The 19,328-nt window shown below is 65.0% G+C and carries 18 protein-coding genes, 1 other RNA gene, 1 pseudogene and 1 riboswitch; of the genes and pseudogenes, 12 read left to right on the forward strand and 8 right to left on the reverse strand.

The features are described from left to right. The first annotated feature begins 23 nt into the window (after positions 1–23). The 7 genes from hisN to LFT46_RS13005 all read left to right on the forward strand — a co-directional run bounded on the left by hisN (position 24) and on the right by LFT46_RS13005 (position 5,447). Positions 24–836, forward strand: coding sequence for a histidinol-phosphatase (gene hisN, locus LFT46_RS12975; protein ID WP_236798844.1), 813 nt, complete (start codon positions 24–26; stop codon positions 834–836). A 152-nt stretch (positions 837–988) separates the two neighbouring features. After that, positions 989–1,102: riboswitch (SAM riboswitch) on the forward strand. Between the two features lie 37 nt (positions 1,103–1,139). After that, positions 1,140–2,555 carry an aminotransferase class V-fold PLP-dependent enzyme gene (locus LFT46_RS12980; protein ID WP_236820030.1) on the forward strand — a complete coding sequence of 472 codons (1,416 nt, stop codon included), beginning with the start codon at positions 1,140–1,142 and terminating at the stop codon, positions 2,553–2,555. 103 nt (positions 2,556–2,658) lie between these two features. After that, positions 2,659–3,417: a class I SAM-dependent methyltransferase gene (locus tag LFT46_RS12985; protein ID WP_236798846.1), complete on the forward strand. Its 759-nt coding sequence runs from the start codon at positions 2,659–2,661 to the stop codon at positions 3,415–3,417. Between the two features lie 49 nt (positions 3,418–3,466). Next, entirely contained in the window at positions 3,467–4,180 is a 714-nt protein-coding gene (locus LFT46_RS12990) for a metal-dependent transcriptional regulator (protein ID WP_236798847.1), read from the forward strand. Positions 4,181–4,187: 7 nt separating this feature from the next. Further along, a complete protein-coding gene (locus tag LFT46_RS12995) occupies positions 4,188–4,592 on the forward strand; it encodes a fluoride efflux transporter FluC (RefSeq protein ID WP_236802893.1) in 405 nt (134 codons plus the stop codon). Beyond that, positions 4,589–4,987, forward strand: a complete 399-nt coding sequence (locus LFT46_RS13000; protein WP_236798848.1) for a fluoride efflux transporter FluC — start codon at positions 4,589–4,591, stop codon at positions 4,985–4,987. Before LFT46_RS12995 ends, LFT46_RS13000 begins: the two co-directional genes overlap by 4 nt. Positions 4,988–5,069: 82 nt before the next feature. Then, the gene (locus tag LFT46_RS13005; protein WP_236798849.1) at positions 5,070–5,447 is read left to right on the forward strand and encodes a hypothetical protein; all 378 of its coding nucleotides are present in this window, start codon (positions 5,070–5,072) and stop codon (positions 5,445–5,447) included. A gap of 45 nt (positions 5,448–5,492) precedes the next feature. Here LFT46_RS13005 and LFT46_RS13010 read toward each other — a convergent pair whose 3' ends face one another. Continuing rightward, entirely contained in the window at positions 5,493–6,515 is a 1,023-nt protein-coding gene (locus LFT46_RS13010) for a S1C family serine protease (RefSeq protein WP_373462116.1), read from the reverse strand. Positions 6,516–6,667: 152 nt separating this feature from the next. Here LFT46_RS13010 and LFT46_RS13015 point away from each other — a divergent pair, with 152 nt between their 5' ends. Beyond that, on the forward strand, positions 6,668–7,132 hold the full coding sequence (locus LFT46_RS13015; protein WP_236798851.1) for a pyridoxamine 5'-phosphate oxidase family protein: 465 nt from the start codon (positions 6,668–6,670) through the stop codon (positions 7,130–7,132). Positions 7,133–7,189: 57 nt separating this feature from the next. Here LFT46_RS13015 and LFT46_RS13020 read toward each other — a convergent pair whose 3' ends face one another. Then, entirely contained in the window at positions 7,190–8,245 is a 1,056-nt protein-coding gene (locus LFT46_RS13020; protein WP_236798852.1) for a zinc-dependent alcohol dehydrogenase family protein, read from the reverse strand. An 11-nt stretch (positions 8,246–8,256) separates the two neighbouring features. After that, positions 8,257–9,192, reverse strand: coding sequence for a hypothetical protein (locus LFT46_RS13025; RefSeq protein ID WP_236820032.1), 936 nt, complete (start codon positions 9,190–9,192; stop codon positions 8,257–8,259). Between the two features lie 150 nt (positions 9,193–9,342). On the opposite strand from LFT46_RS13025, the gene LFT46_RS13030 reads away from it, so the two are divergent. Both LFT46_RS13030 and LFT46_RS13035 read left to right on the forward strand, forming a co-directional pair. After that, positions 9,343–9,813: a pyridoxamine 5'-phosphate oxidase family protein gene (locus LFT46_RS13030; RefSeq protein ID WP_236798855.1), complete on the forward strand. Its 471-nt coding sequence runs from the start codon at positions 9,343–9,345 to the stop codon at positions 9,811–9,813. A 49-nt stretch (positions 9,814–9,862) separates the two neighbouring features. Beyond that, positions 9,863–10,882 carry a zinc-dependent alcohol dehydrogenase family protein gene (locus tag LFT46_RS13035; protein WP_236798856.1) on the forward strand — a complete coding sequence of 340 codons (1,020 nt, stop codon included), beginning with the start codon at positions 9,863–9,865 and terminating at the stop codon, positions 10,880–10,882. Positions 10,883–10,919: 37 nt separating this feature from the next. On the opposite strand, the gene LFT46_RS13040 is transcribed toward LFT46_RS13035, so the two are convergent. Genes LFT46_RS13040 through LFT46_RS13050 form a run of 3 tightly spaced genes read right to left on the reverse strand, consistent with a single transcriptional unit; the run spans position 10,920 to position 15,649 of the window. Further along, complete coding sequence (locus tag LFT46_RS13040; RefSeq protein WP_236798857.1) at positions 10,920–11,945, reverse strand: ATP-dependent 6-phosphofructokinase; 1,026 nt, start codon at positions 11,943–11,945, stop codon at positions 10,920–10,922. Beyond that, positions 11,942–15,127 (reverse strand): HAD-IA family hydrolase, encoded by a 3,186-nt coding sequence (locus tag LFT46_RS13045; RefSeq protein ID WP_236820034.1) that lies wholly within the window; start codon positions 15,125–15,127, stop codon positions 11,942–11,944. The genes LFT46_RS13040 and LFT46_RS13045 overlap by 4 nt, the downstream gene beginning before the upstream one ends. A gap of 57 nt (positions 15,128–15,184) precedes the next feature. Further along, a complete protein-coding gene (locus LFT46_RS13050; RefSeq protein WP_236798859.1) occupies positions 15,185–15,649 on the reverse strand; it encodes a pyridoxamine 5'-phosphate oxidase family protein in 465 nt (154 codons plus the stop codon). Between the two features lie 292 nt (positions 15,650–15,941). Between LFT46_RS13050 and LFT46_RS13055 the strand changes: the two genes are divergently transcribed. Then, complete coding sequence (locus LFT46_RS13055; protein WP_236820036.1) at positions 15,942–18,089, forward strand: acyltransferase family protein; 2,148 nt, start codon at positions 15,942–15,944, stop codon at positions 18,087–18,089. Between the two features lie 41 nt (positions 18,090–18,130). Then, a pseudogene (locus tag LFT46_RS13060) lies at positions 18,131–18,338 on the forward strand (IS481 family transposase); the annotation flags it as partial. A 21-nt stretch (positions 18,339–18,359) separates the two neighbouring features. Here LFT46_RS13060 and ssrA read toward each other — a convergent pair. Continuing rightward, positions 18,360–18,728, reverse strand: a transfer-messenger RNA (tmRNA) gene (gene ssrA, locus LFT46_RS13065). A 73-nt stretch (positions 18,729–18,801) separates the two neighbouring features. After that, positions 18,802–19,275 carry an SsrA-binding protein SmpB gene (gene smpB, locus LFT46_RS13070; RefSeq protein WP_043453530.1) on the reverse strand — a complete coding sequence of 158 codons (474 nt, stop codon included), beginning with the start codon at positions 19,273–19,275 and terminating at the stop codon, positions 18,802–18,804. Positions 19,276–19,328: the final 53 nt, after the last annotated feature.

The following is a 19,328-nucleotide window of genomic DNA, read 5'->3' on the forward strand; positions in this document are numbered from 1 at the left end:
TGCGCAGACTGTAGTTTGGAACCATGATCCAACCCGCTTCGAGCTACAACGATGACCTGCGCCTGGCACATGTCCTGGCCGACTCCGTGGATGACCAGACCATGAGCCGCTTCAAGGCCCTGGACCTCCACGTCGAGACCAAGCCGGACCTGACGCCGGTCACCGATGCGGACAAGGCCGCCGAAGAAGCCATCCGCGGCCAGCTCTCGCGTTCCCGCCCCCGGGACGCGGTCCTGGGCGAGGAGTTCGGCAGCACGGGACACGGGTCGCGGCGCTGGATCATCGACCCCATTGACGGGACCAAGAACTTCGTCCGCGGCGTTCCGGTCTGGGCTACCCTTATCGCCCTCGTCGACGAGGGCGAGCCGGTGGTGGGCGTGGTCAGCGCCCCGGCCCTGGGCAAGCGCTGGTGGGCGGCGAAGGGTATGGGCGCATACATGGGCAGGTCCCTGGCAGCTGCCACCCGGCTCCGCGTCTCCAACGTCTCGACACTATCGGACGCCTCCCTCTCTTACTCCAGCCTCACGGGCTGGAAGGAACGGGGAAACCTTGACGAGTTCCTGGGCCTCACCGAGGACGTGTGGCGGACCCGTGCCTTTGGCGATTTCTGGTCGTACTGCATGGTGGCGGAGGGCTCCGTGGACATCGCCTGCGAACCGGAACTGAACCTCTACGACATGGCCGCCCTTGTGCCGATCGTCGTGGAGGCCGGCGGCCGTTTCACGTCGCTGGAAGGCGAGGACGGCCCCTTCGGCGGGAACGCGCTGGCCACCAACTCGATCCTGCACTCAGAGGTATTGCACCGCCTGAACCCTTATTTGGACGATTTGCTGTAACGGTTGGCTTTTCCCCGAAAAAACGAATAAAGCAGCGGCGGACACCTCCCGATGGGGGTGTCCGCCGCCGTTTATTCGAAATCGCGTAACAAACCGCTTAACAATCGCTGCGGGTTCAGTCCTGTCAGCCGCATGTCCTACGCTTTTATCCAGGTCACGAGTGCCAGCGCTAAACCCCGGTTTGCTGGCCGGCAACCCTCCATTCGCGGTGGGGTGCCCCGGGTGACGACCAGGCCGGTCCGGAGCGGATGCGGCAAGCGCGGATTCCACTATGCCGGAGTCCTGTATTCAAGTGAGGTCTCTGTGACAACTGCCACCGTCTCCCCCCAGCCCGTCAGCACCGAAGCGGCAGTTGCTGAACGGCATGCCGTTGCCGGCCGGCCCCTCGCGGCAGTCACCGGAGCCGAGATCCAGGCGCCGCTGATCACCGGCGGCCACGTGCGGTACGCAAACCTGGATTACGGCGCCTCGGCCCCTGCACTCTCCGTGGTGTCCGCCTACCTGAACGAAATCCTGCCCTACTACGCCAGCGTCCACCGGGGGGCAGGATACGCCTCCCAGATCAGCACCTCTGTCTACGAGAACGCGCGCACCATCGTCCGCGATTTCGTCGGCGGCCGCCCGGACGACTCGGTCATTTTCACCCGCAACACCACCGACTCGCTGAACCTCCTGGCAGGTTGCCTCCCGGTCACCCATGGCCGCCCTGACGGCGATGTCCTCTACCTGGACATCGAACACCACGCGAACCTGCTGCCGTGGCAGGGCGTGCCGCACCGCAGCATCGTGGCCGCGGAGACGATCACCGGCACCCTCGACGCCGTCCGCGCGGAGCTGGAGCAGGGCGGGGTCAGCCTGCTGGCCGTCACCGGCGCTTCAAACGTCACCGGCGAGATCCTTCCCATCCGCGCCCTGGCCGCGCTGGCCCACCAGCACGGCGCACGGATCGTGGTGGATGCGGCCCAGCTGGCACCGCACCGCCGGGTGGACATCAGCACGGATGACATCGACTACCTCGCGTTTTCCGGCCACAAGCTTTACGCACCGTTCGGCGCCGGCGTCCTGGTGGGACGGCCTGACTGGCTGGACGCGGGCGTCCCGCACCTTGCCGGCGGCGGCGCGGTCAAGGAAGCAAGGCTCGACGGCGTCAGCTGGGCCAGCGGCCCGGCCCGCCATGAGGGGGGCTCGCCGAACGTCCTCGGAGCCGCCACGCTGGCCCGCGCCACCCAGGTCATTGCTGAGCTCGACCAGGACCGGTGGCACGCCCACGAAGCCGCGATCCGCTCCTTCCTGGTGGAGGGCCTGCAGGACATCGACGGCGTTACCGTGCACCAGATCTTCAAGGACAGCAACCCGGAAACGGACACCATCGGCGTGGTTAACTTCTCCGTGGAGGGCTACGACGCGGGGCTGGTGGCCGCCTATCTCGCCGCCGAGCACGGCGTGGGCCTGCGCGATGGACGCTTCTGCGCCCATCCCCTGCTGAAGCGCCTTGGCCTGCCGTCCGGTTCGCTCCGCGCAAGTTTTGGCATCGGCTCACGGCTGGAGGATGCCGAACGCCTCCTCGCCGGTATCCGTGCGCTGCGCAGCAACGGGCTGGGGTGGGACTACGTGGTGGACGCTGGGCGCTGGGTCCCCGCCAACGACTTCCGCACCTACCCGCACTGGGCGCCCAACACGCCGGGAACGGCCGGCGCGGCCCCCTGCATCGACGACTGAGCAGCTACAGCAAAGAGGGTGCCCCTTGGGGCACCAGCCGGTGACCGTCCGTGCGGTACATTCGAGAGACGTCCACATCGGCAGCACACGAAGGAGGCCACGCTTGGTTCGGGGTGGCCCCAGGCTCGATCACGGGCGGCGCCGGGAGCTTGGCCAGAGCTTCCAGGACGGCGGCGGGCACTACCACCGCGTCCGCCCCGGATATCCGGAAGACTCGGTCCGCTGGCTGGTGCCCACCAGCGCCCATGAGGCACTGGACGTCGGCGCGGGTACCGGAAAGTTCACCTCCTTGCTGCTGGACCTGGGCCTGGACGTCACCGCCGTCGACCCCTCCGCGGACATGCTCGCCCAGCTGAAGACCCACTGCCCGGGCGCCGCAGCTGTGGTGGGCTCCGCCGAGGTGACCGGCCTTCCCACCGCCAGCTTCGACGTCGTAACCGTTGCCCAGGCGTGGCACTGGTGCGACCCGCTGGCCGCAAGTACCGAACTCGCCCGGGTGCTGCGCCCGCATGGAACCCTGGGCCTGGTATGGAACCAGCTGGACACCTCCGTGCCCTGGGTACACCGCCTTTCCCGGATCATGCACGCAGGTGACGTGTACCGGCCTGGCCACAAACCCGTCGTGGGGCCTGAATTCCAAGGTCTCGAGGGACACGTCAGCCACTGGCAGGACACTGTGACGACCACGGACCTGATGGAGCTCACCAAGTCACGCAGCTACTACCTGCGCGCCAACGAGGCAACGAGGGCCAAGGTCTTGGCCAACCTGGACTGGTACCTGCACGAGCACCTTGCCTACGCCCCGGACCAGCAGATCCACCTTCCCTACCTCACGCTCGCCTGGCGCGCGGTCAAGGCATGACCAGTGCAGCGGACTCTGCCGCCGCGGCCCAACCGGTAGGCTTGAACCTGTGAAGACCAGCGCGCCCTCCTCCTCGATCGAGGACTACGTCAAGGTCATCTATTCGTTCACGGAATGGCAGGACAAGCCCATCACGTCCTCGCAGCTGGCACAGCGGCTGGGCGTGGCCAATTCCTCGGTTTCGGAGATGGTCCGCAAGCTCAAGGACCAGGGCCTGGTGGACCATAAGCCGTACAGCGCCGTCACCCTCACCGAGGCCGGCCTGCGGCTGGCCCTGGCCATGGTCCGCCGCCACCGGCTGATCGAGACCTACCTTGTCCAGCGCCTTGGCTACAGCTGGGACGAGGTCCACGATGAAGCTGAACAGCTGGAGCACGCGGTCTCGGACACGTTCATTGAACGCGTCGCGGCGAAGCTCGGGGACCCTAAGCGGGACCCGCACGGCGACCCCATCCCCACCGCCGACGGCCAGGTACTGATGCCGCGCGCCCACCTGCTCGCCGAACTGGACGAAGGCCACAGCGGCCGGATCACCCGGATCAGCGATGACAACCCAGAGCTGCTGCGGTACCTCGCCGCCCAGGACATCGACCTCGATGCCGAGGTGGAGGTGGTGGGACGGCGCCCGTTTGGCGGCCCCATGGTGGTGCGGATCGGCAGTTCGGGCACGCCCCGGGACTACGACCTGGCCGATGAAATCGCCTCAGCGCTGTGGGTCTCCAGCGACACCCCGCACCCTGGCTGCGTCCTGGGCGGATCCTGACGTGGCGATGCCCAACGGCTCGGCGTGGCTGGCCGTGGCCGCCGGCGGGCTGATCGGCAGCGAACTGCGGTACGGGCTGGGGCTGGCATTCCCGGACGCACCCGGCTCCCTCCCCTGGGCCACGCTGGCCATCAACATCAGCGGCAGTTTCGTCCTGGCGGCCCTGACCACAGTCTGGATGGCCCGCCCGCACACGGCATTCTGGCTGCGGGCAGCGGTGGGACCCGGCCTGCTGGGCTCCTTCACCACCTTCTCGGCAGTCATCTACGCCTCGGACCAGCTGGCGCGCGCCTCCGCCCACCCGGTATGGATCACCTATCTGGGCCTGTCCCTGGTCCTCGGCCTGGCGGCCGCCGGCGCCGGGTGGCGGACCGGCAGGTTCCTATCGTGCAGCCGGGATGGCCGGCCATGATCGCTGCGGCCCTGGTGGGGGTATTTGGCGTGGCCGGCGCCCTCCTGCGGTTCGGGGTGGACAGCTGGTTTGCGCACCACAGCAGCATCCGAAGCGTCCGCGCGGACGGCCGCGGAGCCCTGCACTGGCCCTGGGCCACCCTGCTGGTCAATGTGGTGGGGTGCTTCGTCATCGGGCTCTCCCACGGCCTGACCACCGGACTGGGACTGGGCACCGAATGGCAGCTGGGTCTGGCCACCGGCTTGGCCGGAGGGCTCACCACTTTCAGTTCCTGGACCACGGCCACCATCCGCCTGCTCAGCGAAGCACGGTTCGGCTCGGCGGTGCTGAACGTGGCGGTCAACCTTGCGTTGGGCTTTGCTGCTGCGGCCGCGGGCATCGCCCTGGTCGGCTGAGTTCCGGAGCCCGGCTCCAGCCCGGCCCGGCCCGGCCAGGCCCGGCCAGGCGATTTGGCCGCCTCCCGTATGGTTGAAGGTGATGATCAGCAGACGCGACGCGGCAATAACCCTTGATGTTCCCCTTGAAATGGCACAGCGCCATGGCCTGCCCAAGTGGATGACGGAGGCCGAGCTCCGTGCCATCCTGGACAATCCCCCGCCCTGGCTGGTGCAGTCGCGCGCCAACCGGACGGGAAAGCGGCCCGTCTGGGTGCACTTGGAATGCGCCGTCTGTGGCTATGAGGAAGCGGCGCGGCCCAAGAAGTGGTGGCCCGACTTTACGTACGTGGTGTGCGGACACCACGCCCCAGCGGAGGTTCCGCCTGTCCGCGCCGGCCACGTCCGCAGCGAGTACGACGGCGTGGGGACCCGTTTCGTGGGCATCGCGGACGTGGAAGCGCCCCCGGTTCGTCCGTAGGTCACCGGGCGTTGCCTGCCCAGGGTGCCTGACCGCCGTCGAACCTTAAGCCGTGCCGTTTCCCGTCATTTCCTCCGGAACAGCGGTGATGTGCAGTTCGGCGCCGTCGCGCAGCACTGCCACGTCGAGCGGCTGGCCGATGGCGTCCGCAAACAGGAGCCGCTGCAGGCTCTCGGCGTTGTTCACGGCGCGGCCACCCGCCGTGATGATGATGTCCCCTGCGGACAGGCCCGCCTTGTCCGCGGGCGAACCGGGCAGCACCTCCACGACACGAAGTCCTTCGCGCAGCCCGGTCCGGATCACCGCACTGGGTGTGAGCTGGATGGGAGTGCTGACAAGGCCAAGGTAGGCGCGGCGCACCCGCCCGTCCGCCAGCAGCGCGGAAATGATCCTGCGGGTGGTGGCGTTGATGGGGATGGCCAGTCCCAGGCCGGCGCCCGCCACCGCGGTGTTGATGCCCACGATCCTGGCATGGGTGTCCGCGAGCGCACCGCCGGAGTTTCCGGGGTTCAGGGCCGCGTCCGTCTGGATGACGTCCTCGATGACACGCCGGTTACCGCCTGACCAGACAGGTATGGCACGGCCCAGGCCGCTGACCACCCCTGCGGTCACGGAACCTGCCAGACCCAGGGGGTTCCCCACCGCCACCACAAGCTGCCCCACACGCAGGGTCTCCGCCGCGCCAAACACGGCGGGCCGGACCTTGGGCCGGGAACCGTGGACCACCGCGAGATCGGACAGGGGGTCTGCGCCCACCAGCTCGAGTTCCATCCTGGTGCCGTCGCCAAAGACAGCGTAGCCCTGCCGGGTACCGGCCACGACGTGCGAATTCGTGAGCAGGTAGCCGTCCTCCGTGAAAAGTACGGCCGAGCCCGCTCCCACCCTGACCCGGCCATTACGGCGCTGGGCAGTCATCTCGATCGCCGCCACATGCGGGGTCACCGCAGCCGCTACCCGCATGACGGTCCGGGAATAGGCATCCAGAACGTCGTCGTCCTCCGGTTGCTGGGGTTCCGGCGCCTGCTCCACGGCGCACCTCCTGCCTGCGTTTCCGCCCTGATCCGCCATGTTCCGTTCTATACGCTTGTGGCGGTGGTTTGCCCTGTTGGGGCCTTATAGAAGAAAACGACGGCCGGGGCATCTCCAGTCCCGGCTTCGCTACGCCTTGGGTGAAACCGCCACCCGTGCGCGGCTGCTGTCCAGGCCCTAGGATCGGTACCATGACTGATTCCCCTGCAGGATCTCAAACCGAAATCCTGCCCGCCGATGAGTGCTGGAAGTATCTTCGGTCGTCCTACATCGGCAGGCTGGCGGTCATCAACGGTGACGTTCCGGAGATCTTTCCCGTGAATTTCTCCGTGACTGGGGAAACGCTGGTCTTCCGCACCGCGCCGGGCACGAAGCTCCGCGCGCTGCTCAGCGGTGCAGTTGCCGCCTTCGAGGTGGACGGGCTCAATCCGTATGCCACGGAAGTCTGGAGCGTGGTGGCGAAGGGCAGGCCGGAACCCTTCGACGAAACCCGGATGTCCCTGCCGGACGGTGACGCCGACCGGGAACCGTGGCAGCCCGGTATCAAGGACCACCTGGTGGCCCTCACGCCCACGGACCTCACCGGGCGCACGTTCGCGGTAAGGTCACGGACGCGGTGGTGGCCTCCAGTGGATTTTTCCGCCGACTGGTTGTAGGAACTGGCTTTCGGTACGGCCCGCTTTGGACCGGATTCTCCCGTTTAGCTGGACGCTTCAGGGCTTGAGGACCACTTTGAGCGCTTTGGTTTCGGCAGCGCGGGAGAAGGTGTCGTAGGCATCGAGGAACTGATCGAAGCCAAAATGATGGGTGGCGAACTTTTCCGCACGGATCTTTCCCTGTGATACCAGCTTGAGCAGCATGGGCGTGGTGTTGGTATTCACCAGGCCCATGCTGATGTTGATGTTCTGGATCCAAAGATCTTCGAGGTGCAGTTCCACCGGTTTTCCGTGCACGCCCACGTTGGCCACCGAACCGCCCGGCCGGACAATCTCGGTGCACATAGCGAACGTTGCGGGCACGCCCACCGCTTCGATGGCCACGTCGACGCCGTAGCCGCCTGTGAGGGCAAGGACCTGTTCCTTCCAATCAGCGCTGCCGGAGAGGACCGTGTCCGTCGCCCCGAACTCCTTTGCTTTGTGGAGGCGGTTGGCGTCCAGGTCAATGGCCACCACGGTGGCGGCGCCATACAGTCCTGCCGTGGTGATCGCCGCCAGGCCCACCGGCCCTGCACCCACCACAGCCACGCTGTCCCCGGGCTTGACCCGGCCGTACTGGACACCTATTTCGAATCCGGTGGGAAGGATGTCCGAGAGCATGACTGCTTGTTCGTCGCTGACGCCGGGAGGCAACAGGTGCAGCGAGTTCTCGGCGTAGGGCACGCGGACGTACTCGGCCTGGGTACCGTCGATCAGGTGGCCAAAGATCCATCCGGTGCCTTGCTGGCCTTCTGCTCCCAGGCAGTGCGAGTACAGGCCTGTCCTGCAGTTGATGCAGTGGCCGCAGGACTTGATGCACGAGATGATGACGCGATCGTTGGCTTTCAGGCCCGTCACGGAGGGGCCGGTTTCCACGACGGTCCCCACTCCCTCGTGGCCCAGGATCCGGCCCTTCTGCACGGCGGGTACGTCACCTTTGAGGATGTGCAGGTCGGTACCGCAGATGGTGGTGGTATCGACTCTAACGATGGCATCGCCGGGTTGCTGGATGCGGGGATCCGGGACGTCGGTCCAGGACTTTTCGCCGGGTCCGCCGTAGACGAGGGCTTTCATGGGCTAATTCCTTAATGTGAGGGCCGGCTTTGCGGCCGCCTGCCGGTTTGGGATGGCTGGCCATGCGGTGGCTGCGTTGAGGCGGGTGGCGTTTGTGTGTGTTGGCTTTCGGCGGGATGCGTTTCGCCGGGCTTGCGGCCCGGAAGGCGTTTCCCCGGCGTCCATACGGTCCGGAGTTTGGCCAGGTGCACGGTTGCCAGCACCAGGAACAGCGCCGAGAGTGCAAGCGCCTGCAGGAGTGCGGCCCCGTCCGGTGCTGCCCCGAACAGGGGCTTGACCAGTTCGCCCACCGCCAGGGAGAAGATGAGCGTGAAGCCCAGGACCTGCAGGGCCGGCAGGAGCAGCAACCCTGTCCGGTGGTTCCGGTATGCCAGGAAGGACAGGATCAGGAACCCGGGCATGATGAAGCAAAGGTCCAGGATGAAGATTGAGTAGAGGGAGTCGATTTGATCGCCCGTCGCCATGAGGGGCAGGAGCATCCCGATCCAGAGGGGATAGAAAATCAGGGGCTGAAGAATGGCACCCGAAGCCGACGTAATCCTCACCGCGCGGGGCAGGGATACCGACGGGTTTGCGCGGTCCAGGCTGGCTCCCGCCGTGGCCAGCGCCCAAAAAGACAGTGCGAAGACGGCCATGTACAGCAGGTACAAGCCGTTGTAAGTCCGCTCGATGACGTAGATTCCGTAGGCGTAGAAGAGGTAGCCGAGGAGCCCAAGGGCCACAATTTGGTGCTTGGTCCTTTGCGGCCCGGCTGCATACGCCAGGTACAGCAGACCGAGCCCCGCCCCCAGGGAGAGCAGGTCCTGGGAGTACGCCCCGGGCACAAGCCTTGGGGCGACCACGCCGTCATAGATTTCCATTCGCAATATTCCTGTTGCTGCAGCGCCCAGCGCCAGCAGTCCGGCAACAGCCCACAGCAGGCGGTTGAGGAACAGATGCGTCAGCATGGCCACCTTTCGCAGGAAGAGTCAGGTTCCCGGGGCTCTCCCACAGCGTCGCATTCGCCCTGGCCGGCCTCCAAGGGCCATAGGTCCTTCCTTCCATGCCAGGCCTTTATGCCCTTTCCGCAAGCAGGAGAGTTGCCTACGCTGTGGCCTATGACTGACAACACGAACGTACCGGCGCCGGAAATCCTTGACACGGCGGAATGCTGGACACTCCTCTCCCAAACCGGGGTGGGGCGGCTCGCCGTCATCGCCGACGGCCACCCCGACGTCTTCCCCGTCAACTACAAGGTGGACGGCCAAACGCTGGTGTTCCGCACCGGCAGCGGCACCAAGCAGCAGGCAATCCAGTCGGATGCCGCGGTTGCACTGGAAGCCGATGCTGTCAGCCCGCAGTTCGGCCTTGCCTGGAGCGTCGTTATCAAGGGCAAGGCACAGGAGACCACGCCCACGGGCCCCGACCTCGACGACATCCGCCGTGCCCTGTTTCCCTGGCAGGGCGTAGGGCAGGAGCACTTCATCCGCATCACGCCGGAGTCCATCACGGGGAGGCGTTTTACAGTAAACGCGCCGCTGCTGTGGCAAACCCCGCTGGACGACGCAACCCGCGCCGGCTTCGAATAGGCGGCCGCCGGGCAGGAGACGCCGGCAGGACAACGGACAGGAGAACGCTGTGCGGGCATGGTGGGTGAACCAGCCGGGGCCCATATCCACCCATCCACTGCTGCTGGGTGAGCGGCCCACCCCCAGACCTGCCGCCGGCGAACTTCTGGTGGAAGTGAGCGTTTGCGGCGTCTGCCGGACAGACCTCCACCTCGCTGAAGGAGACCTGGCGCCGCGGCATCCGCACGTGGTGCCAGGCCACGAAGCAGTCGGCGTCGTCATTGAAACGGGGGCGGATTGCACGCGGTTCACAGTAGGTGACAGGGTTGGCGTGGCGTGGCTCGGCGGGACCTGCGGCCGGTGCCCCTACTGCCGCCGAAGTGAAGAGAACCTTTGCTCGTCACCCGTCTTTACCGGCTGGGACAGGGATGGGGGCTACGCAGAGCACCTGACGGTAGCGGAGGACTTTGCCTACCCTCTGCCTGCCTCATTTACCGACGAACAAGCTGCGCCGTTGCTGTGTTCCGGAATTATCGGGTACCGCGCCCTGAAACGCGCAGCCCTGCCGGTCGGCGGGCGCCTGGGCATCTACGGCTTCGGCAGTTCAGCCCACATCACCGCGCAACTGGCACTCAAACAGGGCGCCTCTGTGTTCGTCATGACCCGGTCCCCGGGCGCACGGTCACTGGCGTTGGACCTGGGAGCGGAGTATGCAGGGGACGCGTACGCCGAACCGCCGGTACCGCTCGATTCCGCCATCCTGTTTGCACCGGCAGGTGACCTCGTTCCCGTCGCCCTGCGTGCCCTCGACCGCGGCGGGACGCTGACAATCGCGGGCATCCACCTGAGCGACATCCCGGCCCTGGATTACGCCAGGGAGCTCTTTTTTGAACGGCAGGTGCGCAGCGTGACAGCCAACACCAGGAGGGACGGGCAGGAGTTCCTGACCCTCGCAGCCCGGCTTTCCCTGGCCCTCACCACCACGGTGTACCCGTTTGCCGCTGCCGATAAGGCCCTGGAAGACCTGGCGGCGGACAGGATAACCGGGTCGGCGGTCCTGCGGGTCCGCCCCGAACAGGCTGTGCAATAGTTTCTGCAGGCCGCCCGATTCCCGTCACTGCGCCACCTCAGCCGAACAGGACGGCGGCCTCCTTGTAGCGCGCCTCGGGCACCACTTTCAGTTGTCCCAGCGCCTCGTCCAGGCCGACATTCACGATGTCCGTGCCACGCAGCGACACCATGGTGCCCCACCGTCCCGCTGCTGCGGATTCGACCGCGGCCAGGCCCAGGCGGGTGGCAAGGACACGGTCGAAGGCCGTTGGCTCGCCGCCGCGCTGAATGTGGCCCAGGACCGTGGCCCGGGTTTCGATGCCGGTCCTCATCTGTAGTTCCCCTTCAAGCAGCAGCCCGATGCCTCCCAGTCGTGGCCTGCCGAAAGTATCCAGGCCGCGGGGGGCGTAAGGCGCAGGGTGCCCCTCGGGTGCGAAGGCTTCGGCCACCACCACAAGGGGAGCCCTGCCGCGGTCGCGGGCGGATACCACCCATGAACAGACCTGGTCCAGGGATACGGGATGCTCCGGTATGAGGATGGCGTGCGCGCCGGAGGCCATCCCGGAATGCAGGGCTATCCACCCTGCGTTGCGGCCCATGACTTCCGCCACCATGCAGCGGTGATGGGATTCGCCTGTGGTCCGCAGGCGGTCCATGGCTTCCGTGGCAGTCTGGACTGCGGTGTCAAAGCCAAAGGTGTAGTCCGTAGCGCCAAGGTCGTTGTCGATGGTCTTGGGCACCCCCACCACGTTGATGTCCTGCGCGCACAGTTCCCGGGCGGCCGCCAGCGTCCCCTCTCCCCCGATGGCGATCAGGCCTTCCAGGCCGTTGCGCCGAAAACAGCTCCGCACGCCATCGATTCCCTTCCCTACCAGCGGGTTGGTTCGCGACGTGCCCAGGATGGTTCCGCCCAGGCGCGAGATCCCACGGACGCTCGTCCGGGGCAAAGGAACGGCGTCCTGTTCAAGGACACCCCGCCATCCGTCCCTGAACCCCAGGAATTCGTATCCGTGCGCCACGTCCCCGCCCAGTACGGCTCCGCGGATGACCGCATTGACCCCCGGGCAGTCACCACCACTGGTGAGGATTCCCAGCCGTTTCACGACGCCGCCAGTCCGGGGGCCCGGGCAGGCAACGGGAAGTGCCGGGTCCGGCCGGGAGGCAGGACAACGTCGGTGCCGTACACATGCACCTTGATGGGGCCGGCGTCGCCAGGGGCGGAGGCGATGCTCATCCGCCCATCCTTGAGATGCACCCGAAGCCGGTGCCCCCGGTACAGGACTTCGAAGGCCACGCCGCGAAGACCCGTGGGCAGGTTGGGGGCGAACACGATGGTCTCCCCGCTGAACCGCAGGCCCGCGAAGCTGCGCTGCACCACGTCGATCGTGCCGCCCATTGCGCCTAAATGGATCCCCGCGCGGGTGGTGCCGTGCTGGGTGTCGTCCAAATCGGCGTCGAGCGCTTCCCGGAAGCTGTCCCAGGCCCTGTCCGCGTCCAGCCCTGCCAGGACGGATGCGTGTGCAACCCTGCTTAGCGTGGAGCCATGGGCCGTCCTGGCGAGGTAGTACTCAATGGTCCGGTTGAGTTGTTCCTGCCCGAACCCGTAATGCAGCCGCTGAAGCATGCTGACCAGTCCTTCGTGGCCCAGCAGGTACGGCAGCATCAGGACATCCGCCTGTTTTGCCAGTTTGTAGCAGTTGGTCGCGTCGTTCTCGGCTTCCAGGATCAGGTCCAGGCGTTCAATGTCACCGTACTCGTCCCGGTAATGCTCCCAATCAAGCTCCTTCAGATCCCCGTAGCCTTCGAACTGGCTGATGACGCCGTCACTGTGAAAGGGGACGTACATCGCGCTTCCCATGTGCGCCCACCCGGCTGTTTCCTCATCGGTGACACCGAGGCGTTCCATGAGCCCGGCACGCTCGCTGCCATGGAGGAAGGACAGGATGCCCGCCGCCTGGGCGCAGACCCACGCGGCCATGACGTTGGTGTAGGCATTATCGTCCAGGCCTGGTTTGTCCCGGCCAGGGTACCCCGTGTGGTATTCGTCCGGTCCCACCACGCCGCGCAGGTGGTACCGGCCGCCCTGCTCGTCGTAGCAGGCCAGGGATCGGAAGAACCTGGCAACCTCGATCACCAGCTCGGCCCCCTTTTGGAGGAGCCAAATCTTGTTCCCAGTGGCCTGGAAGTACTGCCAGGCGTTGAAGGCAACGGCCAGCCCCGAGTGGACCTGCAGATGCGAGTGGTCCTTCACCCACCTTCCGGACCTTTCGTTGTACAGCCATTTTGGCGTCTCCTCGGTCCCATCACTGCCGCTCTGCCATGGGAACTTGGCTCCTTCCAGTCCCGCCATCACTGCAGCATGCCGGGCAGCGGGAAGCCGCCGCCACCGGTAATCGAGCACGGAGCGGGCAATGTCGGGCGTCCTTGAGGTGAGCACCGGCAGGACGAACAGCTCATCCCAAAAGACGTGGCCGCGGTAGCCTTCGCCATGCAGGCCGCGCGCGGTGACGCCGGCGTCGAGTTCGGCCGTGTGGTGGGTCAATGTCTGCAACAAATGGAAGATGTGCAGGTTAAGAACCAGTTTCACCTGGACCGGAGCATCGATGTCCACCAAAAACGGCCGGACTTCGCGCCGCCAGGCATCCTCGTGCGCCGCCAGCAACGCATCATAGTCACCGCCTGCGCGCCCGAGCACGGCCCTGGCCTCAGTCGCCGGGGAGGAGATGGCACGGTCGCGGGACGTCACCACGGCCACTGTCTTGGTGATCCGCGCCGTCGCGCCTGCCTCAAGGGAAAGCAGCAGGGTATGGAAATGGAACGCGCCTTTCCTGCCGCCCTCGCTTCCTTTCGCCGCCTGGGACAGGGATGTCCGATAGGCTGCGGCGATGCGGATCAGGCTTTGCGTGGTTTCCACTTCGACGACGGAGGTTCCGTCGGAAGGCAGCTCCAGGCTGGAGCCGCGCGGGGCAGTCATGTCAGCGAGATGGATGTCGGAACCCTGGGCGTGTTCAGGCAGGTTGGCGTTGCGCACGGCGGCATTTATGCCGCTGCGGACTTCCACGTCACCTCTCCAGCCCAGCGCAGTAATCACCGTTTCAAGGACAAGCAGGTGGGGTTCTGCCATGGATGCAAAGCGGGTCTGCACCACTTCCAGGCACCGGTGGTCTGCGCCCTCCAACAGCAGCCTCCGTTCGAGCAACGCCTTTCTAAGGTCCAGGACACGGCGCTCGCGGATGACGGTCATTCCGCCTTCCGACCACCACGGCTGGCCGGACAAGCGCAAGTCAAGCGGCAGGCAATCGGGTGCGTTAACCATGTGTTCTTCCAGCAGCGTCTCGCCGGCGGCCTTGGCGAGGACCCGGTTGTACACGCCCGCAAGATACATGCCCGCGTAGCTGAAGGGTCCGCCCTCGGGTGCCGCTCCCCGCACGCCCATGTAACCGTTGCCCAGCGTGGTCAGCGCTTCCCGGTGCCCCTCGTGCGCGGCGTCGAAACCTTCGTAGACGAGGTGCCATGCGTTGCCGATGACTTGTCCCAGGTCCAGCTCTCCCACGTCGTTGAGGACGATTCCGGCACCGGCCGCTTCGAGCTGGCGGCGGTTCCCGGTGCGGTCGATTCCCACCACGAGGCCGAAACCGCCGCGCCGGCCGGTCTCGACCCCCGCCGCCGAATCCTCCACCACCACGGCGTGTGCCGGAGCCACCCCCAGCCGTGATGCGGCCTCAAGAAAAACGTCCGGTGCCGGCTTTCCGCGCAGACCCAGCCCGGCCGCCGTCGTTCCGTCCATCACTGCCTGGAACAAATCATGGATGCCTGCCGCTTGCAGGACCAGCGAGGCGTTCCGGCTTGAGGTGACCACGGCGGTTGGCACCGCCGCGCCCGCAAGCCGTTGCAGCAGTTCCAGTGTTCCGGGGTAGCTCTGGACGCCGTCATCGCGGAGGTGCTGCAGGAAGTATTCGTTCTTCCAGGCCCCCAGGCCGAATCCGGTCCAGGCTCCGGCCGCGTCGGTCTCTTTCCCCTTTTCAACCTTGACTCCGCGGGCGGCGAGGAACCGCACCACCCCTTCCTCACGCGGCATCCCGTCAATGAAGGTGAGGTAGTCAGCCCTGCTGAGGGGGGCACGGTTGGCGTCCGCCGGAACCCTGGGGTCATGCAGGATCCGCTCAAACGCGTCTTTCCATGCTGCCTGGTGGACCAGCGCCGTGTTGGTGACCACCCCGTCGAGGTCGAAAATGACGGCGTCGAATGGTGGTTTGGCGGCAGCGGCGGTGGGCGACCCGATCATAGGTAAGTGGTACCAGCAAGCCCGGGTTCCGGAAAGGGCCGATGGGCCCGGCGCCGACTAAGCAGTGTCCCTGCGTGCCGCGTGTCCCACATGGTTCCACCACGTAAGCGGGGATGTGATGGTGAAGCGCCGTCCGCTGACGGAGGTGGGGACGATTCGGACGAAGTGATCCTTTTCGCCAGCCTGCCAAGGGAAAAGTGTCAGCCCGGCCCCTGCCAGGAGTTCCTCTGAGGGCTCCAGGGTGACCGCTCTGCCCTTGACCAGCACGCTCCATGCCCTGGATGCGTCATGGCCGTCGGCTTCAAGCGCGACGGCTAGCGGTCCCCCGGCTGCGCGCAGTTTGGCACCTTCCCCGGTGCGGAAAACAACTGACTGTTGATCCACCTTGTAATTGACCGGGAAGACTTCCGGATACCCGTCCACCAGTACGGCCAGGTGCCCGACGGACACGCCTCGGAGGAGGTCCCAGCACGTTCCTGCGTCGAGGACTTCGGTAGGCGTTTGCAGCGCGTCGTTGTGCATGCTCCGAAGATAGCGGGGCGGCGGCCCGGAGTACCAGAGCATTTCGGCCCGGCCCGGGTGCAGGCCACATTTCGGCGCGGACTCCCGGTGCATATATCCAGCAGCAATTCGCGCCATGCCCGGTGCTAAAGTACAACCGGGTAATTCTCTCCCCTTACCTGGTCAAAATCGGGCCCTTTTCTTGGCTTTATCGACTGCACGTCGCGCGTGAAACGAGCACCGGTCGTAAACAGGTGTCGGCGTCGAGGGGGCAGGGCTTGCATTCACTTGACAGAAAAATTGAGGAGTACGTGTGACCGGACAGGTCTTGCTATCCAGGGCTGACGTGCGGCGGACAGAAGCGGCCAGCGCTACCCGCAAGGACATTCAGGCCCTTCGCGCCTTGGCCGTCGGACTCGTGGTGCTCAATCACCTGTGGCCACTAAGGCTTCCAGGTGGTTATGTCGGCGTCGACGTCTTCTTCGTGATTTCGGGATACCTGATTACCAAGCACTTGCTTGGGGAACTGGAGCGCTCGAACCGGATCGACCTCGGGAAGTTCTATTCACGGCGGATCAGGAGATTGCTTCCGGCCGCAACCCTTGTCGCCGTAATCTCGCTATTGGCCGCGTGGGCCCTGCTGCCTTTCTCGCGCTGGGTCTCAATCGCACAGGAAACAATGGCGTCCGTTCTCTACGTTGAAAACTGGGTCCTGGCGGCCAAGTCCGTGGATTACTCTGCGCATAACGAAGTCGCGTCGACCGTACAGCACTTTTGGTCCTTGTCAGTGGAGGAGCAGTTCTATCTGCTCTGGCCGCTGCTCCTTCTTGGGCTGTTCTTGGCTGCGGCCCGGCTCCGTGTCCGCCGGCGGGTGTTTCTCGCGCTGGGTGTTACTGTCGTCAGCGCCCTGGCCTGGGCCTTTTGTATCTGGTTCACCTACACAAACAAGAGCCCGGCCTACTTTGTCACGCCTGCCCGTGTATGGGAGTTCGGCGCGGGAGCCCTGATTGCGATCGGTGGCCCCCAATCATTGGCGGCTTTACGTCTGCGGCTGCCGAGTTATCACCTGTCTGTGTCCGGCGCGGCACAATGGCTCGGATACTGTTTGATAGCGTATTCCGCGTTTTCCTACAACGAGCAGACGTATTTCCCTGGTATCGCTGCGGCAGTCCCCGTCGTCGGCACTGCGCTCGTGATCGCCTCCGGACCCAACAGCCCGTTCTGGTCCCCTAACCGGATTTTCGCCGTCAAGCCCATCCAGCTGGTGGGTGACGTGTCCTATTCCCTGTATCTGTGGCACTGGCCATTGATCGTTTTGGCCCCGGCACTTTTGGGCCACTCCCTGTGGACCAAGGACAAAATACTTGTACTGGTCCTCGCCATTGCGCTGGCCTATGTTTCCAAGAAACTTGTTGAAGACCCGGGCCGCACTAAACTCCTGCGCGCGGCCAAACCAGTTCACGTCGTCCGATATATGGCAGCGACTATGGCATTTGTCTGCGCCCTTGGCGGCGGCCTCCTGCTGAGCTTTGGCAAGGCCCAGGAAGCCGAAACTGCGAAGCTTCAGTCACTCTCCGGAGGGCCCTGTTACGGGGCGCGCAGCCTGGACCCGAAAAACAATTGCAGCGATCCGTTCGGGGCTGCCCAAGTCGCAAATGTGGGTCCGAATGAAGCACCACGTTTTGACGCTCCCGAATGTCACCCTGCAGCTGACCCCATAGTCTTCGAAGACCAGAAGATCCTGACGGACTGCGATTTCACCGGGGGCGCGCAATCCGCAGCAACCGTATGGCTGATCGGTGACTCGCACGCGGAGCAATGGAAAGGCGCGTTATACGAGCTTGCAAAGCTTCACAAGTGGAAGCTAAAGGAGTCCATGGTCGGCGGCTGTCCATTTGTGGATGTAAAGCGAGTCGCCTTCATGGGAGACCCAGCCACCGATCCTCACTCGCAACTGCGATGCTTGTCGTGGAGTCAGCAGGTAACGGACCGAATTGTCCGGGAAAAGCCCGACATGGTTTTCGTTTCATCATTTGGAGCCGGCGAAAGCATAGATGACGGCACCGGCCGCTCCCAGCTGGACCAGTACAACGATGCGGTAACCAAGCGATTCAGAGAATGGACCGACGCCGGTTCACGGGTCTTCGTCTTCCGGGATCCCCCGCTGACCCTGCGGCACAGCAGCCCGGACTGCGTCGCGCTCAACCAGCAACACCCGATTAGCTGTGCAAACGCGCGGGCCGAGGCTTTGCTGCCGGACCCTGTCGCTGATGCCGCCCACCGCATCGGCAAACCTAATGTGAAAGTCCTCGACCTGTCCGATCAGTTCTGTGACGACCGCAGCTGCTATGCAGTGATAGGTGGCCTCCAGGTTTACGCCGATTATGACCATGCGGCACGCAGCTACATCCGCTCCCTCGTGCCCGTGCTGGCTCAGAGGTTTAACGAGGCCCAGCAATAGGTCCTCCTACGGCACCCCGGCCAGTTGACCGGGGTGCTCACCACATCGGCATCGGTTGCGCCGACGCCCGCAAACATGTCCTGATGCTCGTCCACAACGACGTCACCATCAGCGACGCCACCACCGGCGGGATCATCCGCGAACTCACCATCGACCCCGCCAAGGAACCGCCAGCCCAGAAAAACAGGGCAAAGAAAAACACCCCGGTCCGAAGACCGGGGTGCTACCGATGACTCGACTCATCCGTGAAGGATGGCTCGAGTCACCATTGGGTGGAGATGGGGGGAATTGAACCCCCGTCCGATGTCGTGTTGTCAGGGCTTCTCCGGGCGCAGTTTGCGTCGGATTTTCTCGGCCCCAGCCATGCTGCAAACAGCTGGCTGATCCGGGCCCAGTCATCTAAAAGTCCCGTTTACTCCGATGACGGGAGCAAACAGCAGTGGCTATCTAAATGACGCCAGGATCCGGGGCGATAGCAACCCCGGGCTGACGGACTGTCTTACTGCTTAGGCAGCGAGAGCGAAGTCAGTGCGCTTAGATTCGGCACTTATTGGTTTGCAGAAAGCGTTTACGAGATAATTCTGCATCCTCGGCCCGCTTCACCTGTCGCGACTAACACCGTCGAAACCGATCATCCCCGTATTTTGTTACCAAACCGGCTGGCAAGCCTGCCGGACTATCCATACTAACGCATACCCCGGCGAAATAATTCCTACCGGCGACGGTTGCGTTCGCGCATCTCACGCTGCGCCTCGCGGTTGTCCTGCTGCTCCCGCAGCGTCTGCCGCTTGTCGTACTCGCGTTTACCGCGGGCCACGGCGATTTCCACCTTGGCGCGGCCGTCCACAAAGTAGAGCTGCAGCGGAACGATGGTGTAGCCGGCTTCCTGGACCTTGCGGGAGATCTTGATGAGCTCCTCGCGGTGCAGCAGCAGCTTACGGCGGCGGCGTGCAGCGTGATTGGTCCAGCTGCCCTGGTTGTACTCCGGAATGTGGATGGCTTCCATCCACAGCTCGTCGTTATAGAACGTGCAGAATCCGTCCACCATGGAGGCATGGCCCTCGCGCAGGGACTTCACTTCGGTGCCCATCAACGCGATGCCGGCCTCGTAGGTGTCCAGCACATGGTAATCGTGCCGGGCCTTGCGGTTGGTGGCCACCACCTTACGGCCACTTTCTTTAGGCACGGGAAAACTCCTCAAGTTCAAGTTGGCAGCTCCCCGCCTGGCGGCGCAGAGCT

Source organism: Arthrobacter sp. FW306-07-I, from assembly GCF_021800405.1.
Classification (GTDB): domain Bacteria; phylum Actinomycetota; class Actinomycetes; order Actinomycetales; family Micrococcaceae; genus Arthrobacter.

Bases quoted from the DNA above. Each gene is read 5' to 3' on its own strand.
- hisN (WP_236798844.1), top strand. From the start codon at position 24: ATGATCCAACCCGCTTCGAGCTACAACGATGACCTGCGCCTGGCACAT.
- LFT46_RS12995 (WP_236802893.1), top strand. From the start codon at position 4,188: ATGCCCAACGGCTCGGCGTGGCTGGCCGTGGCCGCCGGCGGGCTGATC.
- LFT46_RS13000 (WP_236798848.1), top strand. From the start codon at position 4,589: ATGATCGCTGCGGCCCTGGTGGGGGTATTTGGCGTGGCCGGCGCCCTC.
- LFT46_RS13005 (WP_236798849.1), top strand. From the start codon at position 5,070: ATGATCAGCAGACGCGACGCGGCAATAACCCTTGATGTTCCCCTTGAA.
- LFT46_RS13010 (WP_373462116.1), bottom strand. From the start codon at position 6,515: ATGGCGGATCAGGGCGGAAACGCAGGCAGGAGGTGCGCCGTGGAGCAG.
- LFT46_RS13015 (WP_236798851.1), top strand. From the start codon at position 6,668: ATGACTGATTCCCCTGCAGGATCTCAAACCGAAATCCTGCCCGCCGAT.
- LFT46_RS13020 (WP_236798852.1), bottom strand. From the start codon at position 8,245: ATGAAAGCCCTCGTCTACGGCGGACCCGGCGAAAAGTCCTGGACCGAC.
- LFT46_RS13025 (WP_236820032.1), bottom strand. From the start codon at position 9,192: ATGCTGACGCATCTGTTCCTCAACCGCCTGCTGTGGGCTGTTGCCGGA.
- LFT46_RS13030 (WP_236798855.1), top strand. From the start codon at position 9,343: ATGACTGACAACACGAACGTACCGGCGCCGGAAATCCTTGACACGGCG.
- LFT46_RS13045 (WP_236820034.1), bottom strand. From the start codon at position 15,127: ATGATCGGGTCGCCCACCGCCGCTGCCGCCAAACCACCATTCGACGCC.
- LFT46_RS13050 (WP_236798859.1), bottom strand. From the start codon at position 15,649: ATGCACAACGACGCGCTGCAAACGCCTACCGAAGTCCTCGACGCAGGA.